This window comes from Litoreibacter ponti, assembly GCF_003054285.1.
Classification (GTDB): Bacteria; Pseudomonadota; Alphaproteobacteria; order Rhodobacterales; family Rhodobacteraceae; genus Litoreibacter; species Litoreibacter ponti.
The window spans coordinates 51,842-75,597 of record NZ_QBKS01000001.1 but is presented as its reverse complement, the minus strand read 5'-3'; the positions used below and the strand labels follow the sequence as shown (position 1 = coordinate 75,597).

The 23,756-nt window shown below is 61.8% G+C and carries 28 protein-coding genes and 1 tRNA gene; 18 read left to right on the top strand and 11 right to left on the bottom strand.

Annotation, left to right across the window (positions count from 1 at the left end):
• Positions 1-17 precede the first annotated feature (17 nt).
• The 6 genes from C8N43_RS00450 (at position 18) to C8N43_RS00425 (ending at position 5,873) form a co-directional block, all read left to right on the top strand.
• On the top strand, positions 18-620 hold the full coding sequence (locus tag C8N43_RS00450; protein WP_107843740.1) for a hypothetical protein: 603 nt from the start codon (positions 18-20) through the stop codon (positions 618-620).
• 656 nt (positions 621-1,276) lie between these two features.
• Entirely contained in the window at positions 1,277-2,203 is a 927-nt protein-coding gene (locus C8N43_RS00445; RefSeq protein WP_107843739.1) for an N-carbamoyl-D-amino-acid hydrolase, read from the top strand.
• Complete coding sequence (locus C8N43_RS00440; protein WP_107843738.1) at positions 2,203-2,829, top strand: flavin reductase family protein; 627 nt, start codon at positions 2,203-2,205, stop codon at positions 2,827-2,829. The genes C8N43_RS00445 and C8N43_RS00440 overlap by 1 nt, the downstream gene beginning before the upstream one ends.
• Complete coding sequence (locus C8N43_RS00435; RefSeq protein ID WP_107843737.1) at positions 2,829-3,749, top strand: dihydrodipicolinate synthase family protein; 921 nt, start codon at positions 2,829-2,831, stop codon at positions 3,747-3,749. Before C8N43_RS00440 ends, C8N43_RS00435 begins: the two co-directional genes overlap by 1 nt.
• A 3-nt stretch (positions 3,750-3,752) precedes the next feature.
• Positions 3,753-5,216, top strand: a complete 1,464-nt coding sequence (gene hydA / locus C8N43_RS00430; RefSeq protein ID WP_107843736.1) for a dihydropyrimidinase — start codon at positions 3,753-3,755, stop codon at positions 5,214-5,216.
• A 9-nt stretch (positions 5,217-5,225) separates the two neighbouring features.
• Positions 5,226-5,873, top strand: a complete 648-nt coding sequence (locus C8N43_RS00425; protein ID WP_211308545.1) for an aspartate/glutamate racemase family protein — start codon at positions 5,226-5,228, stop codon at positions 5,871-5,873.
• A gap of 305 nt (positions 5,874-6,178) precedes the next feature.
• Here the strand turns inward: C8N43_RS00425 and C8N43_RS00420 are convergent, their stop codons facing one another.
• The 3 genes from C8N43_RS00420 to C8N43_RS00415 form a co-directional block, all read right to left on the bottom strand.
• Positions 6,179-6,424: a hypothetical protein gene (locus tag C8N43_RS00420; protein ID WP_107843734.1), complete on the bottom strand. Its 246-nt coding sequence runs from the start codon at positions 6,422-6,424 to the stop codon at positions 6,179-6,181.
• A 345-nt stretch (positions 6,425-6,769) separates the two neighbouring features.
• Complete coding sequence (locus C8N43_RS19925) at positions 6,770-6,856, bottom strand: hypothetical protein (protein WP_425437070.1); 87 nt, start codon at positions 6,854-6,856, stop codon at positions 6,770-6,772.
• A 167-nt stretch (positions 6,857-7,023) separates the two neighbouring features.
• Positions 7,024-7,099 (bottom strand) — tRNA-Thr (locus tag C8N43_RS00415).
• 160 nt (positions 7,100-7,259) lie between these two features.
• On the opposite strand from C8N43_RS00415, the gene C8N43_RS00410 reads away from it, so the two are divergent.
• Positions 7,260-8,132, top strand: coding sequence for a hypothetical protein (locus tag C8N43_RS00410; RefSeq protein ID WP_107843733.1), 873 nt, complete (start codon positions 7,260-7,262; stop codon positions 8,130-8,132).
• Positions 8,133-8,136: 4 nt separating this feature from the next.
• Here the strand turns inward: C8N43_RS00410 and C8N43_RS00405 are convergent, their stop codons facing one another.
• Positions 8,137-8,397, bottom strand: a complete 261-nt coding sequence (locus tag C8N43_RS00405; protein ID WP_107843732.1) for a DUF2312 domain-containing protein — start codon at positions 8,395-8,397, stop codon at positions 8,137-8,139.
• 135 nt (positions 8,398-8,532) lie between these two features.
• Between C8N43_RS00405 and C8N43_RS00400 the strand changes: the two genes are divergently transcribed.
• Positions 8,533-8,748: a hypothetical protein gene (locus C8N43_RS00400; protein ID WP_107843731.1), complete on the top strand. Its 216-nt coding sequence runs from the start codon at positions 8,533-8,535 to the stop codon at positions 8,746-8,748.
• Here the strand turns inward: C8N43_RS00400 and C8N43_RS00395 are convergent.
• The gene (locus C8N43_RS00395; protein ID WP_107843730.1) at positions 8,745-9,494 is read right to left on the bottom strand and encodes an SDR family NAD(P)-dependent oxidoreductase; all 750 of its coding nucleotides are present in this window, start codon (positions 9,492-9,494) and stop codon (positions 8,745-8,747) included. The genes C8N43_RS00400 and C8N43_RS00395 overlap by 4 nt on opposite strands.
• Before the next feature lie 21 nt (positions 9,495-9,515).
• On the opposite strand from C8N43_RS00395, the gene C8N43_RS00390 reads away from it, so the two are divergent.
• Complete coding sequence (locus C8N43_RS00390) at positions 9,516-10,451, top strand: NAD(P)-dependent oxidoreductase (RefSeq protein WP_281257863.1); 936 nt, start codon at positions 9,516-9,518, stop codon at positions 10,449-10,451.
• Between the two features lie 208 nt (positions 10,452-10,659).
• Here C8N43_RS00390 and C8N43_RS00385 read toward each other — a convergent pair whose 3' ends face one another.
• From C8N43_RS00385 to C8N43_RS00360, 6 genes are all read right to left on the bottom strand, one after another.
• Positions 10,660-11,703, bottom strand: a complete 1,044-nt coding sequence (locus C8N43_RS00385; protein WP_107843728.1) for an ABC transporter ATP-binding protein — start codon at positions 11,701-11,703, stop codon at positions 10,660-10,662.
• 4 nt (positions 11,704-11,707) lie between these two features.
• Entirely contained in the window at positions 11,708-12,586 is an 879-nt protein-coding gene (locus C8N43_RS00380) for a carbohydrate ABC transporter permease (RefSeq protein WP_107843727.1), read from the bottom strand.
• Position 12,587: 1 nt separating this feature from the next.
• Entirely contained in the window at positions 12,588-13,616 is a 1,029-nt protein-coding gene (locus C8N43_RS00375; RefSeq protein WP_107843726.1) for a carbohydrate ABC transporter permease, read from the bottom strand.
• 89 nt (positions 13,617-13,705) lie between these two features.
• Positions 13,706-14,959 (bottom strand): ABC transporter substrate-binding protein, encoded by a 1,254-nt coding sequence (locus C8N43_RS00370; protein WP_107843725.1) that lies wholly within the window; start codon positions 14,957-14,959, stop codon positions 13,706-13,708.
• 199 nt (positions 14,960-15,158) lie between these two features.
• The gene (locus C8N43_RS00365) at positions 15,159-17,255 is read right to left on the bottom strand and encodes a 3-hydroxyacyl-CoA dehydrogenase NAD-binding domain-containing protein (RefSeq protein WP_107843724.1); all 2,097 of its coding nucleotides are present in this window, start codon (positions 17,253-17,255) and stop codon (positions 15,159-15,161) included.
• Complete coding sequence (locus C8N43_RS00360) at positions 17,252-18,298, bottom strand: phosphotransferase (RefSeq protein ID WP_107843723.1); 1,047 nt, start codon at positions 18,296-18,298, stop codon at positions 17,252-17,254. The genes C8N43_RS00365 and C8N43_RS00360 overlap by 4 nt, the downstream gene beginning before the upstream one ends.
• A gap of 82 nt (positions 18,299-18,380) precedes the next feature.
• Between C8N43_RS00360 and C8N43_RS00355 the strand changes: the two genes are divergently transcribed.
• From C8N43_RS00355 to nthA, 9 genes are read left to right on the top strand one after another with little or no spacing between them, the layout of a single operon-like run.
• Positions 18,381-19,601 carry an acyl-CoA dehydrogenase family protein gene (locus C8N43_RS00355; protein WP_107843722.1) on the top strand — a complete coding sequence of 407 codons (1,221 nt, stop codon included), beginning with the start codon at positions 18,381-18,383 and terminating at the stop codon, positions 19,599-19,601.
• On the top strand, positions 19,598-20,308 hold the full coding sequence (locus tag C8N43_RS00350) for a dienelactone hydrolase family protein (RefSeq protein ID WP_158269877.1): 711 nt from the start codon (positions 19,598-19,600) through the stop codon (positions 20,306-20,308). Before C8N43_RS00355 ends, C8N43_RS00350 begins: the two co-directional genes overlap by 4 nt.
• A 54-nt stretch (positions 20,309-20,362) precedes the next feature.
• Entirely contained in the window at positions 20,363-21,226 is an 864-nt protein-coding gene (locus C8N43_RS00345; RefSeq protein ID WP_107843720.1) for an MBL fold metallo-hydrolase, read from the top strand.
• 39 nt (positions 21,227-21,265) lie between these two features.
• Complete coding sequence (locus C8N43_RS00340; RefSeq protein ID WP_107843719.1) at positions 21,266-21,679, top strand: YeeE/YedE family protein; 414 nt, start codon at positions 21,266-21,268, stop codon at positions 21,677-21,679.
• Positions 21,676-22,095: a DUF6691 family protein gene (locus C8N43_RS00335; protein ID WP_107843718.1), complete on the top strand. Its 420-nt coding sequence runs from the start codon at positions 21,676-21,678 to the stop codon at positions 22,093-22,095. Before C8N43_RS00340 ends, C8N43_RS00335 begins: the two co-directional genes overlap by 4 nt.
• A 6-nt stretch (positions 22,096-22,101) precedes the next feature.
• Positions 22,102-22,512 carry a protein tyrosine phosphatase family protein gene (locus tag C8N43_RS00330; protein WP_107843717.1) on the top strand — a complete coding sequence of 137 codons (411 nt, stop codon included), beginning with the start codon at positions 22,102-22,104 and terminating at the stop codon, positions 22,510-22,512.
• Positions 22,513-22,848 carry an SH3-like domain-containing protein gene (locus C8N43_RS19860; RefSeq protein ID WP_281257861.1) on the top strand — a complete coding sequence of 112 codons (336 nt, stop codon included), beginning with the start codon at positions 22,513-22,515 and terminating at the stop codon, positions 22,846-22,848. It abuts the gene before it with no gap.
• Positions 22,845-23,123 (top strand): SH3-like domain-containing protein, encoded by a 279-nt coding sequence (locus C8N43_RS19855; RefSeq protein WP_281257860.1) that lies wholly within the window; start codon positions 22,845-22,847, stop codon positions 23,121-23,123. The genes C8N43_RS19860 and C8N43_RS19855 overlap by 4 nt, the downstream gene beginning before the upstream one ends.
• Entirely contained in the window at positions 23,113-23,754 is a 642-nt protein-coding gene (gene nthA / locus C8N43_RS00315; RefSeq protein ID WP_107843715.1) for a nitrile hydratase subunit alpha, read from the top strand. Before C8N43_RS19855 ends, nthA begins: the two co-directional genes overlap by 11 nt.
• The last annotated feature ends 2 nt before the right edge of the window (positions 23,755-23,756 follow it).

Sequence of the window (23,756 nt, the reverse complement as noted above, 5' to 3'; positions counted from 1 at the left end):
GAGTGAGGAACAACGTTATGCGCCACTTAATCTTCGCTGCAACCGCAGCTGTTGCAACCATGATCGGCGGTTTTGCATCTGCCGCAACTCTTGGTTTGACCACCGGCGACCCAGAGCTGACAGCAGGTATTGCTGATTTCGATTATCTCGTGTTTGAGACGGATGGCGATCTGTCCACATTTGGCGCCACCGTCGATGAAGCAATTGGCGTCTCGCTGAATGGTGACGGGTTCCTCAGCATTGCTTTTGGGTTCTTGTTGTCCGATCCGACGAATGACTTTAGCGGCGGCTTTGATGTGCAGGATGATGATGGTGAGTTCCTCGCCGGCGATCTGATCGCAGTTGGCTTCACTGAAAACCAGATCGAACTTCAGTTCGGAGGCCTCAGCGGCAGCGGGGCGGGCAACTTCAATGACACGGTGCTCGCGTTTATAACCTTTTCAGATCCGCTCGGCACAAACCCGTTCAATGCCTTCGTAGACCAAGATTTCTTGGCGGCATCTGTGACGGTCCAAAACGTAATTGATCCGGTAAACCCGATCCCGCTGCCCGCGGGCTTGCCCCTTCTTCTCGGTGGTCTGGGCATTCTGGCTTTCGCGCGACGTGCGCGTCGCGGCTAGAGCGTTTACGACCTGATCTAATTTGGAACAATGCGGCTCAATAGAGCGGCAGCATGTCTTGGCACAAACCGCAATTTGTTCCCCAACCCTACTGAATGCGCGCTTTCCGACAGTCGACGCGAATGCACCGCGGGCAGGAGATGCTCATCAAAAACGCATGAAACAGCGGGCGTCGAAGCGGGCGGACATAGAAGGGCCTCATGGTCGCGTGACGCGGTGAAATATCGAGGTTCAGCCCAAAGCCGACCTACAACCGAAGCAGTCAACGCCGCGGCGCGGCCCGTCGAACCGCACGTTCGCTGCAACCGCAGAATGAGTTGATGGACGAATTCGCACTTTGTGGGCAAAGCTGCTCGACCAGACACTGACCAGTTACGACGCAGTGACCAGCCCTATTCGAGTGGTCCATTTTGAATGTATTTTCATGATTGACCTTTAGGACGCTATTCACGTCGCACCTTGTTCAACCTGCGGGCGCGTTATTCCGCGCTGACGGTCCTAAAGCTAGCGCTCATGGACAGCGCGGCTTTCTACGGCAGTTTCCCTTCTCAAACAACTTCCCTAGGGTAAAACAAAGATCCTCAGGTTTTACCCACTCCTTTGGCCGGTAGCGCGCCTTACAGGAAACATGATGTTGATGAGAAAAGGGACGTCTGATGCGTGAAATTTCGACTGCTGCCTTGCAGATGGGCCCAATCCAGAAATCCGAGAGCCGCGCAGAAGTGGTCGCGCGCATGATTTCGTTGCTCGAACAAGCCCACGCGGCGGGTGCGGTTTTTGCGGTCTTTCCTGAGCTGACCCTGACAACTTTCTTTCCGCGCTGGTATGTGGAGGACCAAGCGCAGGTTGACCAGTGGTTCGAGGCTGAGATGCCCGGGCCGCACACCGCGCCACTCTTCGCCCGGGCGCGCGAACTGAAAATCGCGATGAGCTTTGGATATGGTGAGCTGACGCCCGAGGGGCAGCACTTCAATACGTCGATCCTGACCAATCGGGAGGGAGAAATCATTGGCAAATACCGCAAAGTTCATCTGCCGGGGCATTCCGAGTATGACCCGGAGCGCGCATTCCAACATCTTGAAAAACGATATTTCCTGCCCGGCGACCTGGGGTTTCCGGTTTGGCGCAATCTTGGCGGGATCATGGGCATGATGATCTGCAATGACCGCCGCTGGCCGGAAGCCTATCGCGTCATGGGGCTGCAAGGCGTGGAGATGGTCACGCTTGGCTTCAACACGCCGTCTGTCAATTCGCAGATGAGCAGCGAGGGCCCCGAAGACCGGTTGTTTCATCACCGGCTCAGCTGTCAGTCGGGTGCTTATCAGAATGCCACATGGGTCGTCGCCGTGGCCAAGGCCGGGGTGGAAGATGGTCATTCACTGATTGGCGGCTCTCTTATCGTGGATCCCAATGGCAAGATCGTGGCCGAAACCAAGACCGAAGAGGACGAAATGATCGTCCATCACTGCGATCTCGAGGCCTGCAACTTTGGGAAGTCGACGATCTTTGACTTCAAGCGCCACCGCCGGATTGAGCACTACGGGCTGATCACGCAGCGTGCTGGCGCGGAGCCACCCGATTAATGTTTGCCGATTTCTCCGACCTGACCGCCCATGATCGCTACAAACTCCTGAGCGCGACAGTGATGCCTCGCCCGATTGCCCTTGTCACGACGCAAAGCAAGGCCGGTGTTTTGAACGCCGCACCCTTCAGCTTTTTCAACGTCTTCTCGGAGGACCCCGCGCTCGCCGTTCTGGGATTGGAAACGCGGCGCGACAATGATCGCATCAAGGACACGACCGCCAATATCGCGGCAACGGGCGCGTTGGTGATCAACCTTGTCGACCGTGCCTTGGCCGGGCCTATGGTCGCCTGCGCCGCGTCCCTTGGTCCGGAAGAGGATGAGCTGACCTTTGCCGGGCTTACGGCTTTGCCCTCGCGCAAGGTCTCGGTTCCGGGGATTGCCGAGGCACCTGTGCGGCTGGAATGCACTTTGTTCGAATTGCGCCAGATCACTGCGCGCAGGCATCTTTGTATCGCCGAAGTGCAGGCCATCACGGCGCGCGAGGGGATCATCGACCCAGATACATTTCATGTCAGCCTTGATGCCTATCGCCCCATTGGCCGCCTAATGGGACAAAGTTATGCTGAGCTGGGAGAGGTTTTCGAGATCGCCATCCCGCCAGCCCCCGGAAAGGAAGCCTCTTGATGCTGAACGAGACCGCCGCGGGCGTCTACATCATCTCCGCCACGCCGTTTACCGGGACGGGCGAGATCGACTACGCCAGCACCGATCAGTTGGTAGAGTTCTATTTGGAGCACGGCGTCAGCGGGATGACGATCCTTGGCATGATGGGCGAAGCGCCGAAACTGTCCTCGGACGAGGCGCTGGCCTTCATGTCCCATATGCTCAAACGCGTGGCTGGGCGGGTGCCTGTGATCGTTGGCGTCTCGAATGCCGGGATTGCTAATATCGCAAGCTTGAGCCACGCCGCAATGGACCAAGGTGCCGCCGGTGTCATGATCGCGCCTCCGCGCGGTCTGGGAACTGACGAGAAGCAGCATGGCTTTTTGTCCCAATGCTGTGAGGCGCTTGGGCCGGATGTGCCCGTTTGCTATCAGGACTTTCCGTTGGCCACTGGCGTGTCGCTATCGGCGGAGCTTTTTGCCCGGATGGTGTGGGATTTTGAACAGCTGGTCATGCTCAAGCATGAGGATTGGCCGGGGCTGAACAAGCTGACCAGGATCCGCACCCTTGAGCGCCGCAGAGTCTCGATCCTCTGTGGCAATGGCGGGATATTCCTGCCCGAAGAAATGGCGCGTGGGGCTGATGGCGCCATGACCGGCTTTGCCTTCCCCGAGATGCTGGTCGCCGTCGTGCGGCTTTGCAATGAGGGTGCATATGACGCGGCCAGTGATCTGTTCGATGCTTACTTGCCCATCATTCGGCTGGAACAACAGCCGGGCGCGGGGCTGGCCATTCGCAAAGAGATCCTGCGTCGAAGAGGTGCGTTGAAGTGCAACGCGGCCCGTATGCCAGGACCCACGCTGACGCGCGAAGACCATACGGAGATCACGCGACTTATGGCGCGGCTGGATCGGCGTTTGATCGACTTAAAGGGGAGCTGAGGGATGGCAACATATGACACAGTAATCACCGGCGGCACTGTTGCGAATGCCTGTGCCACGTTCAAGGCGGATGTCGGGATCAAGGACGGACAGATTGCTGCTCTCGGATTGGGTCTTGGTGATGCGCAACACGTGATTGATGCACGTGGCAAGTACGTGCTGCCCGGCGGGATCGAGACGCATTGCCATATCGCGCAAGAATCCTCGATGGGCATGATGACAGCCGATGATTATTTCACTGGTAGCGTCTCAGCAGCCTTCGGTGGCAATACCACGATTGTACCCTTTGCCGCGCAACAGCGTGGTCAGACCATCCCTGAGGTATTGCAAACCTATGACGACCGCGCTGCGCCGAAATCTGTACTCGATTACTCCTATCACCTGATCGTCACCGACCCGACCGAGGTGGCGTTAAAAAAAGACCTTCCCGCAGCCTTTGCGCGTGGCATCACGTCGTTCAAGGTGTTCATGACCTATGACAAGATGATCGTCTCGGATGAGAAGTTCCTCGATATTCTGGTGATGGCGCGCGAGAACGGCGGGCTGACAATGGTCCACGCCGAAAACAACGCCATGATCAAATGGATGGTGGGGCGGCTCCTTGAGCGCGGGTATGATGCGCCGAAATACCATGCCGTCAGCCATCCAGCCGCCGCCGAGGTCGAGGCTGTGCGGCGCGGAATTGCGCTTGCGTCATTCGTCGAGGCGCCGCTGCTGTTTGTCCATATTTCGACCGATGCTGGGGCCCGCGCAATTGCCGAAGCGCGCATGGACGGCCGCATGATTTTTGGCGAGACATGCCCGCAATATATGTTCTTGACCGCCGATGATCTGGATCGCCCCGGCGTTGAAGGTGCGAAGTTCTGCTGCTCGCCGCCTTTGCGCGATGTCCAAACCCAGACCGATATGTGGCGGCATCTGAATGCGGGCTCACTGCAGCTCTATTCCTCAGATCATGCGCCATACCGTTTTGACAAGTCTGGCAAGCTTTCGACTGGTGACACCCCACCCTTCAAAACGATCGCCAATGGCCTGCCGGGGATCGAGCTGCGCGCGCCGCTTTTGTTCTCCGAAGGGGTGCAAACGGGCCGTATCACGCTGGAGCAGTTCGTTGCACTGACCGCGAGCAACGCAGCACGGCTCTTTGGTATGGGGCACCGGAAAGGCGCGATTGCGATTGGCTACGATGCAGATATCGCAATCTGGGACCCGGAAAAGACGACGCAGGTGACTGCCGCAGGCATGCATGACAACATGGATTACACCCCCTTTGAGGGGTGGGAGTTGAACGGCTGGCCGGTCACCGTGATCAATCAGGGCCGTATCATCGTGGATGGTGGAGAGTTGAAGGCCAAAGCCGGCGATGGCAGTTTCATTCCCCGCAAACCTTTCGATCCAACCGGGTTTTTACCCCCGCGCGCCCCCGAGATGGCACAGGCCACAAATTTCGGCGCGAAACTGTTCTGAGGGGCTGAAATGAAAAGGATACTGGTGATCAACCCCAACTCGAATGCCGCTGTGACCAACGGGCTGCAGCACTGCCTTGCGCCCCTCCAGATAAAGGGACAGATCGAAATCGAGTGCATGACGCTCGCGGAAGGACCGTTCGGGATCGAGACGATGCTTGACGCTGAAAGCGTGGTGCTGCCACTGCGCCGCGTGGTTCTGGAGCGAGAAGATGCAGATGCCTATGTCATCGCATGTTATTCTGATCCCGGGCTGGCGCTTTGCCGCGAGGCGACACCAAAACCGGTCTTTGGCATTCAGGAAAGCGGACTGTTTTCCGCGCTGCAACGTGGGGCGCGGGTGGGGGTCGTGGCCCTTGGCACCAAATCTATCGCGCGCCATTTGCCCTACATCCGTGCGCTGGGTTTGGAAAGCCGCTTGGCCGCAGAACGTCCCTTGCACCTATCAGTTGCACAGAGCGAAGAGGCAGCAGCCTTTCCCCGGATCGAAGAGGTTGCGCGGCTCCTCGTCGAGGAGGACCTGGCCGACACGATCCTGCTGGGCTGTGCGGGGATGGCGGGCCATGTCAAACGGCTGGAAGATGCGTTAGGTGTACCGGTCACGGAACCGACCCAAGCTGCAACGGTCCAGGCCCTCGGCGCGGTATTGCTGAACTGATCGAACCGGCGGCCCCTGCCCGGTCACTTGGCCGCACAAGCTCTGCTCTTGGGCAACGCCCTCTCAGGCCTTGGTCTGGCCCATCCGCTCAAGAAAATCTAAAGCTCTAGGTCCGACCGGGCAACAAGACCCTCCCTCATTTGTGTGCTCAGGTCACTAAGGGTAAGATTTGTGGCGGATGAGAACCATCGCAATCAAGCTTTGGGTGGCGGCTTAATCAACTCGCCCTGCCTTTCAATCGACACTGGGCAATAATGGCTAATTGTCGTGACCTCGCTCGAATGTGCGATGTTTTGCGAGAAGGCCTAGAACGCCTCGCCTGTCGGGTACGCGGTATCCGCACACTTCACCACGGTCTTGCGGAAAGCGTGAGGGATGAATGGCGGTAAATCGGCGCGCCAGGAAGCCTCTTTGATCACAGCGCGGATGGCGTTTTTATAGATGTGGCGTTCAAACCCAACAACTTGGAACTCTCCCTCGACGGGCTTAATCTTGAGCGGTGGAAACAGTGGATCGTCGGGGCAACACCGCGCGACCTCTTTGAGGTACATGACCCAAGCTTTGAGGCAAGTCAGATCGTCAGTATCGATCGGCAGGAAATATGTGGTGATCGACTTAGAGGCCTAAGTATTAACCTCCCGCGCGTCCTGATAAACGCATTCTTCGAACAAGTTAATGTGTTACAGACCCACGGACGCCACCGCCCCGCCCCGCGCGCCCGTCAGCATCGGAAATGCAAAGGGAGCTTTATTGGAGCGATCAATGTCCGTGACCTCAGGCCTGTAGAAAATGCATGACGCGCCAACCTTCTCGAACGTTTGGCCTTTGGCCTTAATGCGCATGCGTCTTTCTTCTTGTGTCGCTTCGCTTGGGTCCTGCCCATCCGCCAAGAGCGCCTAAGTGATGTCTCGGGCTTGTCGCGCTTTGGCCAGCGTCACCGCTGGATAATCCCCGATCACCAACGGGCGCTCTTTGCTATCAATCCGGTAACGGGCATAATTGGGGCTACGCAGTTTTTTCGGTTTTCATCGTACCCCCAATCTGGGGGTGCGCTGCTGAACGTCACAAAATAGCGCTGGACAACTGACCTCGATAAGGCCCTGATAAACAAAGATTACCGGACGTTTTCGATTAAATCTGGACGGTGAAATGGTGCCCCCACACGGACTCGAACCGCGGACCTACTGATTACAAATCAGTTGCTCTACCAGCTGAGCTATAGGGGCATTCGACCGCTGTATAATGCGGCGAGGGCGCGGGACGCAAGGCTGCAAATGCCACAGTGCGCACGACCTGTTGAGAGCTGCAGCAATTCGCATTGGTCCTGCCACCCTCGAGCGGTTAAACAGTCCCAAACGGATCAAGTTGCAGAGTTCCCCGACCTGAATGGAAATCGTTCTACATATCGGCGCGCACAGCACGGATGAAGACAACCTTCTGAAATGCTTCTACAAAAACCGTGACGCGTTGGCGCGGCAGGGGATCGTCGTGCCTGAGCCCTCCCGGTATCGGCCGGCGATCAGAGAAACCATGCAGGCGCTCATCGGCGATGTTGCCCCTCTCGAGACGCAGGAGACGCTGCTTGATCTCATCATGGATGAGGACAATGCCGAACGGGTGATCCTGAGCCATGAAAGCTTCCTATGTGTCGCGGGCCGGGTGCTGGGCGACGGGGTGCTTTACCCGATGGCCGGGCTCAAGGCCGCGCGGCTGCGCAACTTGTTCTCACGTCAGGATTTGCGCATCTGCATCGGGCTGCGCGATCCCGCAACCTTCATTCCTGCGATCTTCGAGCGGGCGCAGGAGCCCAATTTCGAGCTGTTTCTAAGCGGGGTCGACCCGATGGCCGTGCGCTGGTCGGAAATGATCAGCAGGATCCGCCAGTCTGTTCCCGATGCCCCCATCGACGTGTGGTGCAACGAAGACACCCCGATGATCTGGCCGCGCGTGCTCGACCAGATTGCGCGACCGGCGGATGGCTTTGTCTACGAGGGCGTGAATGAGTTTCTGGGTACGATCATGGGACGTGGCGGGCTGAACCGGCTGCAAGCCTATCTGGCCTCCCATCCCCCGAAATCGGAAAGCCAAAGGCAGCGGATCATTGCGGCGTTCCTCGACAAGTTCGGGGCCGAGAACATGGAGCAGGAGATCGATCTGCCCGGCTGGACCGAAAGCTACGTGGCGCAGATGACCGAGCTCTACGAACGCGATCTCGAGGAATTGGAGCGTATGCCCGGCGTCACATTTGTGACGCCCTGACGGATCACATCCCGAGCGCTTCTTTGTAAAGCTCCAGCACCGCTTCTTCTTCCGAGATTTCTTGCGGATCGCGACGCCGCAACGCCATCACCTTACGCAGAACCTTGGTGTCGTAGCCGCGGCCCTTGGCTTCTGCCATCACTTCTTTCTGCTGGTCGGCGATATCCTTCTTTTCCTGCTCAAGACGCTCGTACCGCTCGACAAACTGGCGCAGCTCATCTGCTGTGACACGGTAAGTGCTATCAACGTCGGAAGTGTCGGACATGGGCGCGGCTCCTTAAAAGAAAAACGAGGCAGAAGGTCCTTCGGATACAAGGCCCCTGCCCGCGCTTCAAGAGCCTTTCGGTTGCGCGCGCGCTGCCGCTGCGCTAGGCGAAGCGCAGCACGACAGGAGCGCAACATGGCCAATCTCATCCCGCTTGGAACGATCATCACCGTCATGGGTCTACTGGGCCTTGGATGGTGCATCGTCAAAGTCGCGAGGGCCAAAAAGCAGGGCCTGAGTGACGAAGAGCTGCATGCGGTGCTTCAATCGACCATGGGCGCCAACCTCGGCGCGTTATTGCTCGCCTCCGTGGGGCTGATGATGGTCGTAATTGGGATCATCCTGCGCTAGATCGAGCCCGCCTCGACCATGTAGTTGCTCGCGGTGCACATCGCGGCATCGTCGGACGCCAGAAACAACACCATTCGCGCGACATAAACCGGCTCGATCAGATCGGGCAGGCATTGGTTATTTCGATGATTCTCAATGGCTTCCGGGGTCACCCACAGCTCTTTCTGACGCTCGGTCATGATCCAACCCGGCACGACTGTGTTCACGCGGATGCGGTGTCCGCCCAGATCGCGCGCCATGGTGCGGGTCAGGCCATGGACCGCAGCTTTCGCGGTGGCGTAGGCGGGGAAGTTGCCGACGGCCTCCCACCAGGAGTTGGACCCAAGGTTAATGATACTGCCTCCGCCTGCCTCGATCATACCCGGCGCGACGGCCTGCATCGCGAAAAACATGTGCCGCAAATTGGTGTCCATCCGCTCGTCCCAATAGTCCGGCGTCACCTCCCGCCAGTCGTGGCGGTCGTCACGGGCCGCGTTGTTGACCAGTACCTCGAAACTGCCAAGCTTTTGGGATAGCTCGGAAATCGCGGTCTGGGTCGCGTCGATATCGCGCAGGTCACATAGCCGATAAGCCGCCCCCGTCGCCTTGGCCAAGGCAGCAGTCGCATCCGCGTCGCGATCCAGAAAGGCAACCTTTGCGCCCTGCTCCGCGAAGGCTTCAACGGTTAACGCGCCGATGCCCGATGCGCCGCCGGTGATCAGTACGCGCTTGTCCTTCAAACTGGGATAGGTCGCGAATTCGGGCATGGCTTTCTCCTTGTCATCTGGGTGCAGGCGGGGTCACACTCCGCCGCGAAAGGGAGAAATGCAATGACCAAAGAGCGCGTCGGATTTGTCGGAGTGGGCCTGATGGGCCACGGCATGGCCAAGAATATTTTGCAAGCAGGCCATGAGGTTAGCGTGATTGCGCACCGCAACCGCGCGCCGGTCGAAGACCTTGTTTCGCTGGGAGCGTCGGAAGTGGGCACCTTGGCCGACATCGCGCGCAGCTCGACGGTCATTCACATCTGCGCCCCCGGCAGCCCGCAGGTCGAGGCGATCGTGGCCGAAATGATGCCGCATATGCAGGCGGGATCGGTGATTGTCGACTGCTCCACCTCCGACCCCGGATCGACGGAGAAACTGGCGCAAAGCCTTGAAGATGCAGGGTTTCACATGACTGACGCGCCCTTGGGCGGCACGCCGGTTCAAGCGGAGTCGGGACAGTTGGCGACCATGGTGGGGGCGTCGGCGGAGGTCTTCGCGCGGATCAGGCCGATTTTGCAGGCCTGGGCCAAGGACATAGTGCATCTTGGGCCGTCGGGTGCGGGGCATAAGATGAAGTTATTGAACAACTTTTTGGCCATGGGATACGGCGCGCTCTATGCGGAGGCGCTGGCGGTGGCAGAGAAGTCCGGCATCACCACCGAGCAGTTTGACAGCGTGATCCGTGGATCGCGGATGGATTGCGGGTTCTATCAGACCTTCATGGGCTACGCCGTCGAGGGGAATAAAAACGCGCATAAGTTTACTTTAACCAATGCTTACAAGGACATGCGTTATCTCGCCTCGATGGCGGACACGGCTGGTGCCGCCAATCCGATGGGGGCTGCGATCAAGAATTCCTACGCCTTGGCGGTCAACACCGGGGGGGATGGGCCGGAAGATTACGTGCCGCATCTGGTGGACTTCGTGGCGCGGGCAAATGGTGTGAAAAAGGGTTAACGGCCCTCTGCGAGAGCCCCAAAAACGCTGTCGGACATCTGTCGGCTTTTAGTCGGACTTTTGTCGGGCACGGCAAATGTTAACGCCGTCACTCAAGGCGGGGCAGAAGGCCGTGCGAACGGCCTTCCCTGACGCGAATTCGAATTCGCGTCTGAAACCGTCTTGCAAGACGGTTTCCAAAAGCCGCGTCGACGCGGCTTTCCCCCGCTCAGAGCCGCGCGCCGGAAGCCGTATCGAAGAGGTGGCAAATCGAAGCCGGCACAGACGCCTTCACTTGTGCGCCAATCTCGGAGCGATACTCCTTGCCTGCCTTGATCGCCATCAGCGACGAGCCGGATCGGACGGTAACCATGGTCGCGTCCCCCAGAAGCTCCATCGAGTAGACCGGGGCCGATACCTCGCCGTCGCCATCGGTCATGGCGGCATCCTCGGCGCGGAAGCCGAGCGTCACTTTTCCATCGGCAGCGGACAGGCGCGACACGGTGATATTCGGAGCCGAAAACACCCCATCTCTGATCTCGCCCTCGATCAGATTCATCGCCGGGTTGCCGATGAAGCTGGCCACGAACGTGTTGGCCGGGTTGTCATAGATCTCGGTCGGCGTGCCGACCTGCTGGACGATCCCCTTCTCCATCACCACGACGCGGTCGGCCAGGGTCATCGCCTCGATCTGGTCGTGGGTCACGTAGATCATGGTCACTTTCAGCTCGTGGCTGAGGTTCTTGATCTGGGCGCGGGTCGAGACGCGCAGCTTGGCGTCAAGGTTCGACAGCGGCTCGTCCATCAGGAAGACGTTCGGCTCGCGCACGATGGCACGGGCAAGCGCCACACGCTGGCGCTGGCCGCCGGACAAAGCGGCGGGCTTGCGGTGCAGGAACTCGTCCAGCTCCACCATGGCGGAGGCGCGCATGACGCGCTCTTTATGCTCGGCCTCCGGCACCTTGCGGACCTTCAGCGGGAAGCGAATGTTCTCGTAGACATTCATATTCGGGTAGAGCCCGTAGCTTTGGAACACCATGGCGATGTCACGGTCCTTGGGCTCCATATCGTTAACGCGTTTTCCGTCGATCAGTATGTCGCCCTCGGTGGGGTCCTCCAGCCCCGCGATCATGCGCATTGTCGTGGTCTTGCCGCAGCCCGAAGGGCCGAGCAGCACCAGAAACTCGCGATCCGCGATGGTCAGGTCGAAATCCTTCACCCCGATGAAGGTGCCCCACCGCTTGTTGATATTCTTGAGCACGATCTCTGCCATGGGATCAGCCTTTCACGGCACCGGCGGTCAGGCCGGAGACAATTTGACGTTGGAAGAAGAGCACCAGCACGAAGAGCGGCGCGGTGGCCGAGACCACGGAGGCCACGGCGAACATGACGTTGCCCTCGGTCTGGGTAGTGCCAAGGAAGCTTGCGATCTTGGGCACCATGGTCTGGTTCTCTTTCGAGAGCAGCATCGCGGTGACCGCGAAGTCGTTATAGGCGAGCAGGAACGAGAACAGCCCCGTGGTGATCACGCCGGGCCACATGACCGGGATGATCACATGGCGGAAGGCCTGAAAGCGGGTGCAGCCATCGACCATGGCGCTCTCGTCCAGATCCTTGGGAATTTTGGTGAAGAAGGAATGCAGCATCCACAGCGTGAATGGCTGGTTGATCGCCACCAGCACGATCACCGTGGTGGCCAAGTGGCCCCAGAGGTTCCATTCAAAGAACGGCAACAGGTAGCCCGCCACCAGCGTGATCGGCGGCATGGCGCGAAAGATCAGCGCGGTGATCAGCAGCCAGAAGACGTATTTGTTGCCCGAGCGCGACAGGGCGTAGCCGCCCAGCGTGCCGATGGTGAGCGAGGTGCAGACCACGAAGATGCAAACCAGCGTAGTGTTGATCGCCGCGCGCCAGAACTCTTCCTGAATCCACGCGCCCTCGTAGCCCGCGCCGGTGAAGGGCGAGCCATAGGTCGCTTCGGTCCGCGGACCGGTCAGCGCGTCGGTCCAGTCGGTGATCGAGAAGAAGTCGAGCTCGACCTTGAACGACCCCCACAGCGTCCACAGGAACGGGAAGGCCGCCATGAACAGCCAGATCACCAGGAACAGCGTCAGGCTGATGCGAAGGGCGGGGCTTTTGCGTTGGGCGCGCGACATATCAGTGGGTCTTTGCGTTGAAGTCGCGCCAGGTGCGGATCAGCACCGGCGAGAGCAGGATGGCGACGCCGATGATCGTCAGCACGGAGGTGGCGGAGGCCGAAGAGAGCAGCCGCGTCTCGCCACCGAGATCATTGTAGATGATCCAACTGAGCGAGGTCGCGTGGGCCTCGGCGTTGAAGCCCACGATTTCCTCGAAGACGCGGAAGTTGTCCATCAGCTTGATCAACGCCACGAAGGTCACGAGCGGGATCAGATGCGGGATCACCACGTAGCGGATTTGCTGCCAGCGGGTGGCCCCGTCGATTTGTGCGCTCTCGAGCGTGTCCTGGGGCAACGTCTGCAGGCCTGCGTAGAACACCACGAAGGCAAAGGGCGCGGAATGCCAGATGCCGTAGACAATAATCGATATCCAGACCAGCGGGGTGGACGCCTTGAGGCTGAGGTTCGGATCATCGGCAAGATACTGGATCAGCGAGCCAATCACCCCGCGACTGTCGATCATCCAGAACAGGATCAGCGAGCCAATGATCGGCGTCACGATCATCGGCAGCAGGGAGAAGAAGATCACCAGTCCCTTGAGGTGGCGATGCAGCGAATTGACCGCCAGCGCGATGATGAAGCCGAAGACGATCAGCAGCGGCGTGGCGGTGAACGTGTAGGTCAGCGTGAAGGCCATGGCGCGGTAGAACGGCAGGTTGCCAAGGCGCGAGAAGAAGGTGCCCCAGCTGTCGGTGGTGCGCCACAGCTCGGCGACCTCGCCAAAGGCCAGATGCCCGCGGTCGAGATAGATTTGAAGCCCCACGAACCGGCCCAGCGGCTCTGCGGCGCGCAGCGCCTCGGTCGCCTGCTGGTCGATTGTGGTGGAAGTGGTTGTGCCGAACGGGCCGGAATTCTCGACGGTGATCAGCACCGCCTCGTGGGGGGCGTAAACCGACTGGATCAGCACGGAGATGATCGGAAGCGCGATGAACAGCAGCATCGCAAGCCCGGTGGGCAGGAAAAACCAGAAGAATGTGCGGTGTTTCATGGCGTATCCCCCGAAGCGCCTCGCCCTGCCCCTAAGGGCGTGGTCCGGGGGCGGCCGCGCTCATGGCCACCGCCCCCGGTATGGATTGCTTACTGCAGGAAGCCGTTTTCCTTGGCGGCTGCCGTGTAGGCGGCCTCGACATCGGCCAGCGCCTGCTCGGCGCTTTCCTTGCCCTGCATGAAGTCCGCCAGCTCGGCGCCGAGCGCGGTGTGCAGCAGACCCTGGTAGGGCAGCATCGGGTAGGGCTTGGAGGCCATCTCGACCGCGCCGAACACACCAGCGGATTGCGCGGTGGGCTCGTAGCCTTCGATCAGCCAAACGGCCTGCGGCGAGGTTTCTTCGTTCAGGATCGACGGATCAATCGCGGCCTTCATCGCGAGGAAGGTCGCCTCGGCGTCCTCGTCGGAGATGTTCTTGGCCACGGTCCAGCCGTCCCACCACAGCGTCGTGGCAGCGATATCACCACCGCCCACGGTCATGGGGGATCCAAGGGCCGTGTGCTCGATCACTTCGGGCGCGGTGCCCTCGGCGTCGACCAGCGCGCCGGTGCGCGAGCCCCACATATTCATCAGCGCCACGTTGCCGGCCTTCCACTCTGCCGAGGTCAGGTTCGAATCGTGGGTCAGGAAGTCGGGGTTCATGTATTCCGACAGCGACTTCATCATCTCAAGCGCGGCGACGCCTTGCTCGTTGTTGATGGAGACCTCGGCCGTGCCGGGCTTAAAGAACTCCCCGCCATAGCCGATATACATGTTGTTGAATTCTTGGGCGAGGTTCCAGCCCGCCTTGTAGGCTCCGCCCACGGGGTTCTCCAGCAGGCCCTTGTCCTTGATGACCTTGGCCGCTGCCAGCATCTCCTCGTAGGTCTTCGGCGGCTCGACCCCGGCCTCGGCCAGGATATCGGCGCGGTAGACGAGGTGCTGCGCGTTCGCCATGAAGGCCACAGCCATGATATTGCCACCCACGGTGATCAGCTGGTTGGCCTGAATGCCGTCGCCATGCTTGGCCACCAGATCATCGAGCGGACGGATGATATCTTCGTTCATCAGCGCCACGATCGAGGAGTTCGCGACGATGGCGGTGGTGTACTCCGCCGGGTTGCCCGACATGCCGGCCACGTTGATCTTCTGGTGATCGGCGGTGAGGTTCGTCTTCACCTCGACCGTGTCGGAGGCGCAGGCCATGGCCCCTGCCCCGATGGTCTGGATCGCCGGGAATTCGTTGCCGACGATGCTGACGCGGCCCGCTTCGATTCCGCATTTGGCATGGCCATCCGCCGCCGCCATGGTTCCGAACGAGACAGCTGCGGCCGTTGACAGCAGTGCGAGTTTGAAATGTTTCATAAGGTCTTCTCCCTGGTGTGGGGCGGGCCGTTTGCCACGCCTCCTGTCTTCCTCAGCAGCCTAGGATGCACATTCACCCCCTGTCGAACGCTACGTCTCGAAAGGCGCGAAATTCTCGCTTTATCGGGTGTGAATACGTATTCCTGGCAGCATTGGCATCGACACTGGCAAGGCGCAGGCGTCATTGCAAGATATATATTCAGTTCAGATCAGCAAATTTGCGGCGCTCGCGGGCCAGCTCGCGCAGAAGCGGCGCGGGCGTCCATAAATTCGGCGCTTGCGCCTGTAACGCCTCAAGCCTGCGCATGATCAGGGCGGGCGTGGTCGTGTCCGCCTCGAACATCGGCCCGCCGCGGCTGCGCGGGTAGCCGAAGCCGTGAATCATCACCGTGTCCACGTCGCCCGGGCGCGCGGCGACACCCTCGGTGAGAAGCTGCGCTCCGGCATTGACCATGGTCAGCAACAGCGTGTCGCGGATCTCGGCTTCGGTAAAGGACTGCTCCGTGATACCGTTTTCGGCCCTATGCGCCGCAATCAGCTTCAGCACATCGCCATTGGGCACACCGTCGCGCGCGCCTTCCGGGTAGACGTAGTAGCCGCGATGGGTCTTCTGCCCCAGCCAGCCCTGCGCCACGATCTTGTCGGCGATCTCGACATAGCGCGCGTCAGCATCGCGCGGGCTGGATTGACGCCGGGCGTGGGCGATGTCGAGCCCCGACATATCCGCGACCTGATACGGCCCCATCTTGAAGCCGAAACCGCGCATCGCAGTGTCGATCTGCTGGGGTGTCGCGCCCTCTTCAAGCAAGATATCGGCCGCAAGCCGATACGCCTCCAGCACGCGGTTGCCGATGTATCCCGCGCCGACGCCGCTTGAGACTTTTGCCCGCACGGCCACCTTGCCCAACCGTTTGACCAGCGCCTGCGCCGTGCTCACCGCGGAGGCGTCGGCGTCGTCATGCACGGCGACCTCCACCAGCTTGTTCACCTGCGCAGGTGCGAAGAAATGCAGACCCACGGTGTCATTTGGCCTGCCAGTGGCCTGCGCGAGGCGCATCAGATCAAGATAGGACGTATTGGTCGCGAGCACCGCGCCCTGTCGCGCCTGATCGCCGATTTCCTTTAGAATTCTGAGCTTTAGCTCTTCATCCTCACCCACCGCCTCGATGATCACATCGGCGTCGCCCAGCGTGTCGAGCTTGGTCGTGAGCTGCAGATGCGTCAGCGCGGCGGCACCTTGCGCCTCGGACAGGCGGCCCTTGGCGATGGCGCGCTCGTAATGGGTGCCGATCCGCTCGAGCGCCGTGTTCACGCCGCTTTCGCCCTGCTCGACCAGTGTGACGTCGAAGCCGCGCTGCAGACATGCAATCGCGATACCCGCCCCCATCATCCCGCCGCCGACGATGCCGATGCGGGAGATGTCGCGTGGCGGCGCGTCTTCGGGAAACTTGGCGGCGGCGCGCTCGGCGAAGAAGGCGTGGCGCATGCCCTGGCTTTCGGGGGAGCGGAGGCATTCCTCGAACGCCGCGCGCTCCATCTCAAGCCCGGTCTCGATCGGCACCAGAAGGGCGGCTTCTACGCAATCGATGATCTTCAGCGCCGCGCGGCTTGCCTGCCCTGTTTGCTTAAGCTCCGCACGACGCGCTTTGGTGGCGGCCATATACGCGTTCGCGTCAGAGAATTGCCCGCGCTGCTCCGCAGTGGGATGCGGCATGGAAAGCTCGCGCGCGAAGGCGACCGCCGCCTCGCGCAGATCGCCGCCGGTGACGCGGTCGATCAGCCCCATCTCGGCGGCGATGCCCGCGCTGACCGGCGCGCCCGCCAGCATCATGTCCATCGCAAGCTCCGCGCCCACGAGGCGCGGCAGCCGCTGGGTTCCGCCCGCGCCGGGCAGGATGCCAAGGTTGATCTCGGGCAGGCCGACGCGCGCGTCGGTTGAGGCGATGCGGAAATGCGCGCCCATCGCAAGCTCCAGCCCGCCGCCCAGCGCCGTGCCGTGCAGCGCTGCGACGACTGGCTTGCTGCACGTCTCGATCATGGTGCAGAGCTGGCCCAGACCGGGTTCCTGCGCGGGCTGGTTGAACTCGCGGATATCGGCGCCGGCGGGGAAAGTCCGTCCGTTGGCACAGATCACGATGGCCGTCACAAGCGGATTGGCCTCTGCCGCGCTCAACGCAGCCGCGATCCCGCGCCGCACGGCCCCACCGAGGGCGTTGACCGGCGGATTTTCGATCACGATGAGCGCGATGCTGCCCTGCCGCTCGAGCCGGACGGGATGTTTAGGAGCCTGTTTCATAGGGCTTTTTCGCTTGCTTCCTGCGCTATGTCCACCGCCTGTTTGATCAGCACCGGGATGGCGGCGGCGTATTTCCGACCGGCCTCCGGGTTCGACGCGTTGCCACCCTCGGCCCGCGCGACCACGCCTTGCAGGATCGAGGCGAGCCGGAAGTAGCTGAACACCAGATAAAACGCCCAGTTGTCGGGCCGCGCGATGCCGCGTGCGGCGCAGTAGCGCGCCACGTAGGCGTCCTCGTCAGGCAGCCCATGCGCTGCCCGGTCCACGCCGCCAAGCCCGCGCATGCCGCCCGCATGCGGCAGCCGCCATTGCATGCATTGATAGGCCAAGTCCGCGAGCGGGTGCCCGAGCGTCGCCAGCTCCCAATCCAGAAGTCCAATGACGTCAGGGGCTTGCGGCGCGAAAATCATGTTGTCGAGCCGGTAGTCGCCATGGACCAACGCGACCTGCCCATCATCCTCGGGCTGATGCAGTTCCAGCCAGGCCATCAGGCCGGTCATGCCGCGGTCCGGCGTCTCGACCGAGGCCACGTATTGCCGCGACCACCGGTCGGTCTGGCGCGCAAAGTAGTTTCCGGGTTTGCCGAAGTCAGACAGCCCAACGGCGTCGACATCCACGCTGTGGAGCGCCGCGAGCGTGTCGGCCATTGCCGTATAAATCTGTCCGCGTGCGTCCGGGTCCAGCTCCGGCAAAGCCGGATCCCAGAAGATGCGCCCGTCGAGAAAATCCATGACGAAGAAGGCGCGGCCGATGGGCGAGGTTTCGTCGGTCGCCAGATGCACCATGCGGGGCACGGGCACATCCGTGAGGGCGAGCGCCCGCATCACCTGATATTCCCGCTCGACGAGGTGGGCAGAGCGCAGCAGAACCCCCGGCGGCTTGGCGCGCAACACATACGCGCCGCTGTCGCAGACCAGCTTGTAGGTCGGGTTCGATTGCCCGGTGGAGAACTTGTCGAGCCGCTGCACGCCCCCCAGGTCCGGCACCTGCTCCGCCAGATACGGCGCGACATCCTTAATGGTTAATTCCGCGGCTCCACCCATGGCCCGACATTACCCCGCTTTGTGCAATTGACAAGCGCCCCGCGCGCGTCGACCCTCATGGCCAGTTCAAGGGAGGTTTCGGATGGATCTAGGCATCAGTGCACGGCTCGCCCCCGTGCTGCGCGAGGTTGCGGACATGGTCTCGAACGAGATCGCCCCGCTCGACGCCGAGTATTTCGCGCAAGTCGAGGTGGGGGACCGCTGGACCCACAACGCGCGGCAGCTTGAAATCATCGAGGGGTTGAAGAGCAAGGCGAAAGACGCGGGGCTGTGGAACCTGTGGTCGCCCGTGACCGGCCACGCCTTTTCGACAGTGGAATACGCCTATCTGGCCGAGGAGATGGGCAAGGCACATCTGGCCCCCGAGACCTTCAACTGCAACGCGCCGGACACCGGCAACATGGAGGTGTTCGAGAAATACGGCTCCGACGACATGAAGTCGCGCTGGCTGGAGCCGCTTTTGGCGGGCGAGATCAGGTCGGCCTACCTTATGACGGAGCCCGATGTTGCGTCCTCCGACGCCACGAATATCGCGCTGTCCTGTGTGCGGGACGGCGATGACTACGTTCTGAATGGCGAGAAATGGTGGGCGACCGGCGCAGGCGATCCGCGTTGTGCGGTCTACATCGTCATGGTGCGCACGGCGACGGAGGGGCCGCGCCACCAGCAGCATTCGATGATTGTTGTGCCCTCGGACACGCCCGGTATCGAGAAGCTGCGCGCGATGCAGGTCTTTGGCGACGACGAGGCCCCCCATGGCCACATGCATATCCGCTTCACCGATGTCCGCGTGCCCGCCTCTGCCATGCTACTGGGCGAGGGTCGCGGCTTCGAGATCGCCCAAGGGCGGCTTGGGCCGGGACGTATCCACCATTGCATGCGCGCCATTGGCATGGCGGAGAAGGCGCTGGCGCTGATGAGCCGCCGCGCCTTGGCCCGCGAAGCGTTCGGCAAACCACTGGCGCAGCTGGGCGGCAATTTCGACTACATCGCCAACGCTCGGATGCAGATCGAGCAGGCGCGATTGTTGTGCCTGAAGGCGGCGTGGATGATGGATCAGGGCGACGCGCGGGCCGCCGCGCCGTGGATCAGCCAGATCAAGGTCGAAGCCCCGCGCATCGCGCTCGAGATCACCGATCAGGCCATGCAGATGCACGGCGCTGCCGGCATCAGCCAGGACACGCCGCTCGCGCGGCAATGGGCGCATCTGCGCACCTTGCGTCTGGCCGATGGCCCGGACGCGGTGCACCGCCGACAGGTCGCCCGGGCGGAGCTGAAGAAATACACGCAGGAGAAGATATGATGGAGGAGTTGCGCTACACGGCGGATGTCGAATGTGTCGGCACGGTCTTCCGACCGGCGGGCGACGGGCCGCGCCCGGTCGTATTGGTTGCGCCCGCCTTCGGTGGCGTCGGCCCGTTCTCGAAATCCAAGGCCGGCTACATCGCGTCGCTAGGCTACATCGGGGTCGAGGTCGACTATTACGGCGGCGGCTGGCGAACGGATGATCGCGATGCTGCCAGCGCGAAGATGGGCGAGTTGCAGGCCGACCGCCCTGCCCTCGGGGCACGGATGGTGGCGGCGCTGAAGGCCGCGCGCGGTCTGGAAGGCGCGGACCCAGGCCGGGTCGCGGCGATTGGGTTTTGCCTCGGCGGCAAGGCGGTGCTGGACCTCGCGCGCTCTGGCGAGCCCTTGGCAGGCGTCGTACCGATCCACGGCTTGTTCGACGCGCCGGAGGGCGGATCGGCCAAGATGAACACCTCGGTCCTGGCGTTGCATGGCTGGGACGATCCACTGGCGACCCCCGACGCGGTACTGGCCCTGTCCCAAGAGCTGAACGCGGTGTGCGACGACTGGCAGATGCTGGCCTTCGGCAACACCGGGCATTCCTTCACGAACCCCGCCGCGCAGTCGCCGGAAGACGGCATGGCCTATAGCGCGCAGGCCGATGCCCGCGCCTTCGCCGCGCTGGAGGCTTTTCTGGTGGAAAGGTTTGCGAAGACGGCTTGACGCGAGACCGCAAGACATCATATTCGTCTAAATGAATACGTAAGGAGCTTCTCCATGACCCCCGACGTCAAAGCCTTCTTCGACGAGGCCACCAACACGGCCTCCTACGTGGTCCGAGACCCGCAAGGCGCGGCCTGCGCCATCGTGGATTCCGTGCTGGACTTCGACTACGCGTCCGGGCGCACGGATACCGCCTCTGCCGATGAGATCATCGCTTACGTGCAGGCCGAGAAGCTTGACGTGGCATGGATCATCGAGACCCATGTGCATGCCGACCACCTGTCCGCCGCGCCCTACTTGCAGGAGCGGCTTGGCGGCAAGATCGGCATAGGGGCCGAGATCACGACCGTGCAGGACACGTTCGGCAAGGTGTTCAATGAGGGCACGGCGTTCCAGCGGGACGGGTCACAGTTTGACCGCTTGTTTGTCGAGGGCGACAGCTTCCATGTGGGCCAGATGCGCGCGGATGTGCTGCACACGCCAGGCCACACGCCCGCCTGCATGACCTATGTGATCGGCGATGCGGCGTTCGTGGGCGACACGCTGTTCATGCCCGATTTCGGCACCGCGCGCTGCGATTTTCCCGGCGGCTCGGCGGGCGATCTCTATGATTCAATACAGAAGATCCTCGCGCTGCCCGACGAGACCCGCATCTTCGTGTGCCATGACTACAAGGCCCCGGGCCGCGACGAGTTTGCGTGGGAAACCACGGTTGGCGCAGAGAAAAAGTCGAATGTTCACATCGGCGGCGGCGTCAGCCGCGAGGACTTCGTGGCCCTGCGGGAGGGGCGCGACGCGACGCTGGGCATGCCCAAGCTGATCGTGCCGTCCCTGCAGGTCAACATGCGCGCGGGCAACATGCCGGAGCCGGATAAGGACGGCAAAGTGTTCTTGAAGGTGCCGGTGAACGGGCTGTGACGCAGCCCCAATAGCAAAAAGAAGAGAGAGAGGGAGCAGATGCCACTGGATTGGATGATGGGACTTGTCGGTGGGCTGATGATCGGCACGGCGGCTGCGATTTACTTGCTGCTGGGCGGCCGGGTCATGGGGGCCTCGGGCATTTTGGGGGGCCTTGTCGACGGCTCCGGGCGCGCGGGCGAGAGGTTGGCCTTTGTCGCCGGACTGATCGCCGTGCCCGCTGTCATTGTCGCAGTGCAAGGCGGGGCTCAGACGCATTTGACCTCGAACGTCGCGACGGTTGTAGCTGCGGGGCTTTTGGTGGGCTTCGGCACCCGGTTGGCCAATGGCTGCACCTCGGGGCACGGCGTGTGCGGCATCTCGCGGCTCAGCCCGCGCGGCATCGTAGCGACGCTGATCTATTTGTTGGCGGGCGCGGTGATGGTCGTGGCGATGCGAGGACTATTCCAATGAGGGTTCTGGTTTCTCTTCTCGCAGGCGGGCTCTTCGGGGCCGGATTGCTGGTCTCCGGCATGACCGATACGCGCAAGGTGATCGGCTGGCTCGACATTTTCGGCGCGTGGGATCCGACGCTGGCCTTCGTGATGGGCGGGGCGATCATCCCGATGTTCTTCGCCTGGCGGCTGGCCGAAGCACGCGGCACAGCACCCGCGCGCCCCGAGACCAGATTGTCGCCGGACCTGATCGCAGGCTCGGTTCTGTTTGGCGCAGGGTGGGGGCTTGCGGGGCTGTGTCCCGGGCCCGCGGTGGCTTCGCTGTCCTTTGGCGGGTGGAACGGGGCGCTGTTCTTCGCCTCCATGTGCGCGGGCATGGCCGCCCTGCCCCCGGTTCGCAAGCTCTGGACGGGACCGCCTGCCCACAGTATCTGAAGTCTCATGGACATCCGCACGCTTTCCCCCGACTTCGCCGTCAGCCCGCAAATCCATCCCTCCGATCTCGAGGCGATCAAGGCCGAGGGCTTCACCCATATCATCTGCAACCGCCCCGAAATGGAAAGCATGCCCGGCGATAAGCCCTCTGACATCGAGGCCGCTGCGAAAGACGCAGGGCTCAGCTTTTCGGACAACCCGGTGGTGATGGGGCAGCTGACCATGGAAAACGTCGCGGGCCAGCAGGTCGAGGGCAAGGTTCTCGCCTATTGCGCATCTGGCACACGGTCGGCCATCGTGTGGGGGCTGGCGCAGGCGGGCAAGCAACCGACCCCGCGCATTCTGGCGGCGTTGGAACAAGCTGGCTTCCCCATGCCCCATATGGGGCCACAAATCGACGCGTTGGCGAAAGGTTAGATGATGGAGCATCCCGAGCGCCGTTGGCACGACATGGGCGGCGATGCTGCCGGACCGGTCCCCCAGGACGGCCACGATTTCGCGATCTGGGAAAAGCGCGTTGACGCGCTGGTGATCCTGGGTCAGGGCCGTGGGCATTTCACCGTGGACGGGCTGCGCCGCGCCTTGGAGGACATGGGCCAAGACGCCTTCGAGACCATGACTTACTACGAACGCTGGGTCGCCGCGCTGAACCAGAATCTGCTGGAGGCTGGCGTTTATTCGGTAACCGAGCTCGGCGCCAAGATGGAAGAGGTGAAGGCGCGCGGTGACACCTACGGGGCGGCGCAGTCGTGAGTCTCACGCCCGGAACCCGTGTGAAGATCAAGCGCATGGCGCCGCCGGGCCATATCCGAACGCCGCATTACCTGCGTGGGCGCGAGGGCGTGATCGAGCGGGTTCTCGGCCCGTTCAAAAACCCCGAACAGCTGGCCTACATGGTGCCCGCGCCGGAGCGTGTCCTGTATCGCGTCCGTTTCGAGATGGGCCATATCTGGCCGGACGCTGAAGCCCCGCAAGACACGCTGGACGCCGAGATTTACGAGCATTGGATCGACCAAGATGCCCCATGACCATCACGACCATGATCACCTATCGCCCTCGGGCCACCCCTATCGCGCTGACAATGACGGGCCGCTGACCTATTGGCAGACCATGGAGGTCGCGATCCGCGAGCTGATGGTCGAGAAAGGCGAGCTGACGGCGGCACAGATTCAGGCGCAGGTCGATGCGATGGATGCACGTTCGCCCGCGAACGGGGCGGCTGTGGTGGCACGGGCCTGGACCGACCCGGATTTCAAGGCGCGGCTACTGGCAAACGGATCGGACGCGGCGCGCGAGATGGGGTTCGACATCGGACCGATGCATTTGGTGGCGGTGGAGAACACCGCGGACGTACACAACCTGATCGTGTGCACGCTGTGTTCGTGCTACCCGCGCAACCTGCTGGGGCTGCCGCCCGATTGGTATAAGACCCGCGAATACCGCTCCCGCGCGGTGCGCGAGCCGCGCGCTGTGCTGCGCGAGTTTGGCGTGGATTTGCCCGCAGACAAGACCCTTCGGGTCCATGACAGCACCGCAGATATGCGCTACATCGTGCTGCCTGCCCGGCCTTCCGGGACCGACGGCCTCGACGAGGCGGCGCTGGCCGCGCTCGTGACCCGCGACAGCATGATCGGCACCGGGTTGCCCAAAGCGCCGTAGCC

Excerpts from the sequence above, each read along its gene's own strand:
- C8N43_RS00360 (WP_107843723.1), bottom strand. The coding sequence starts at position 18,298 with ATGGGTGGAGCCGCGGAATTAACCATTAAGGATGTCGCGCCGTATCTG.
- C8N43_RS00385 (WP_107843728.1), bottom strand. The coding sequence starts at position 11,703 with ATGGCAGAGATCGTGCTCAAGAATATCAACAAGCGGTGGGGCACCTTC.
- C8N43_RS00395 (WP_107843730.1), bottom strand. The coding sequence starts at position 9,494 with ATGCCCGAATTCGCGACCTATCCCAGTTTGAAGGACAAGCGCGTACTG.
- C8N43_RS00355 (WP_107843722.1), top strand. The coding sequence starts at position 18,381 with ATGGATCTAGGCATCAGTGCACGGCTCGCCCCCGTGCTGCGCGAGGTT.
- C8N43_RS00405 (WP_107843732.1), bottom strand. The coding sequence starts at position 8,397 with ATGTCCGACACTTCCGACGTTGATAGCACTTACCGTGTCACAGCAGAT.
- C8N43_RS00345 (WP_107843720.1), top strand. The coding sequence starts at position 20,363 with ATGACCCCCGACGTCAAAGCCTTCTTCGACGAGGCCACCAACACGGCC.
- C8N43_RS00375 (WP_107843726.1), bottom strand. The coding sequence starts at position 13,616 with ATGAAACACCGCACATTCTTCTGGTTTTTCCTGCCCACCGGGCTTGCG.
- C8N43_RS00425 (WP_211308545.1), top strand. The coding sequence starts at position 5,226 with ATGAAAAGGATACTGGTGATCAACCCCAACTCGAATGCCGCTGTGACC.
- C8N43_RS00380 (WP_107843727.1), bottom strand. The coding sequence starts at position 12,586 with ATGTCGCGCGCCCAACGCAAAAGCCCCGCCCTTCGCATCAGCCTGACG.
- C8N43_RS00410 (WP_107843733.1), top strand. The coding sequence starts at position 7,260 with ATGGAAATCGTTCTACATATCGGCGCGCACAGCACGGATGAAGACAAC.
- C8N43_RS00340 (WP_107843719.1), top strand. The coding sequence starts at position 21,266 with ATGCCACTGGATTGGATGATGGGACTTGTCGGTGGGCTGATGATCGGC.
- nthA (WP_107843715.1), top strand. The coding sequence starts at position 23,113 with ATGCCCCATGACCATCACGACCATGATCACCTATCGCCCTCGGGCCAC.
- C8N43_RS00450 (WP_107843740.1), top strand. The coding sequence starts at position 18 with ATGCGCCACTTAATCTTCGCTGCAACCGCAGCTGTTGCAACCATGATC.
- C8N43_RS00370 (WP_107843725.1), bottom strand. The coding sequence starts at position 14,959 with ATGAAACATTTCAAACTCGCACTGCTGTCAACGGCCGCAGCTGTCTCG.
- C8N43_RS00400 (WP_107843731.1), top strand. The coding sequence starts at position 8,533 with ATGGCCAATCTCATCCCGCTTGGAACGATCATCACCGTCATGGGTCTA.
- C8N43_RS00330 (WP_107843717.1), top strand. The coding sequence starts at position 22,102 with ATGGACATCCGCACGCTTTCCCCCGACTTCGCCGTCAGCCCGCAAATC.
- C8N43_RS00335 (WP_107843718.1), top strand. The coding sequence starts at position 21,676 with ATGAGGGTTCTGGTTTCTCTTCTCGCAGGCGGGCTCTTCGGGGCCGGA.
- C8N43_RS00420 (WP_107843734.1), bottom strand. The coding sequence starts at position 6,424 with ATGTACCTCAAAGAGGTCGCGCGGTGTTGCCCCGACGATCCACTGTTT.
- C8N43_RS00440 (WP_107843738.1), top strand. The coding sequence starts at position 2,203 with ATGTTTGCCGATTTCTCCGACCTGACCGCCCATGATCGCTACAAACTC.
- C8N43_RS00435 (WP_107843737.1), top strand. The coding sequence starts at position 2,829 with ATGCTGAACGAGACCGCCGCGGGCGTCTACATCATCTCCGCCACGCCG.
- C8N43_RS19860 (WP_281257861.1), top strand. The coding sequence starts at position 22,513 with ATGATGGAGCATCCCGAGCGCCGTTGGCACGACATGGGCGGCGATGCT.
- C8N43_RS00445 (WP_107843739.1), top strand. The coding sequence starts at position 1,277 with ATGCGTGAAATTTCGACTGCTGCCTTGCAGATGGGCCCAATCCAGAAA.
- hydA (WP_107843736.1), top strand. The coding sequence starts at position 3,753 with ATGGCAACATATGACACAGTAATCACCGGCGGCACTGTTGCGAATGCC.
- C8N43_RS00365 (WP_107843724.1), bottom strand. The coding sequence starts at position 17,255 with ATGAAACAGGCTCCTAAACATCCCGTCCGGCTCGAGCGGCAGGGCAGC.
- C8N43_RS00350 (WP_158269877.1), top strand. The coding sequence starts at position 19,598 with ATGATGGAGGAGTTGCGCTACACGGCGGATGTCGAATGTGTCGGCACG.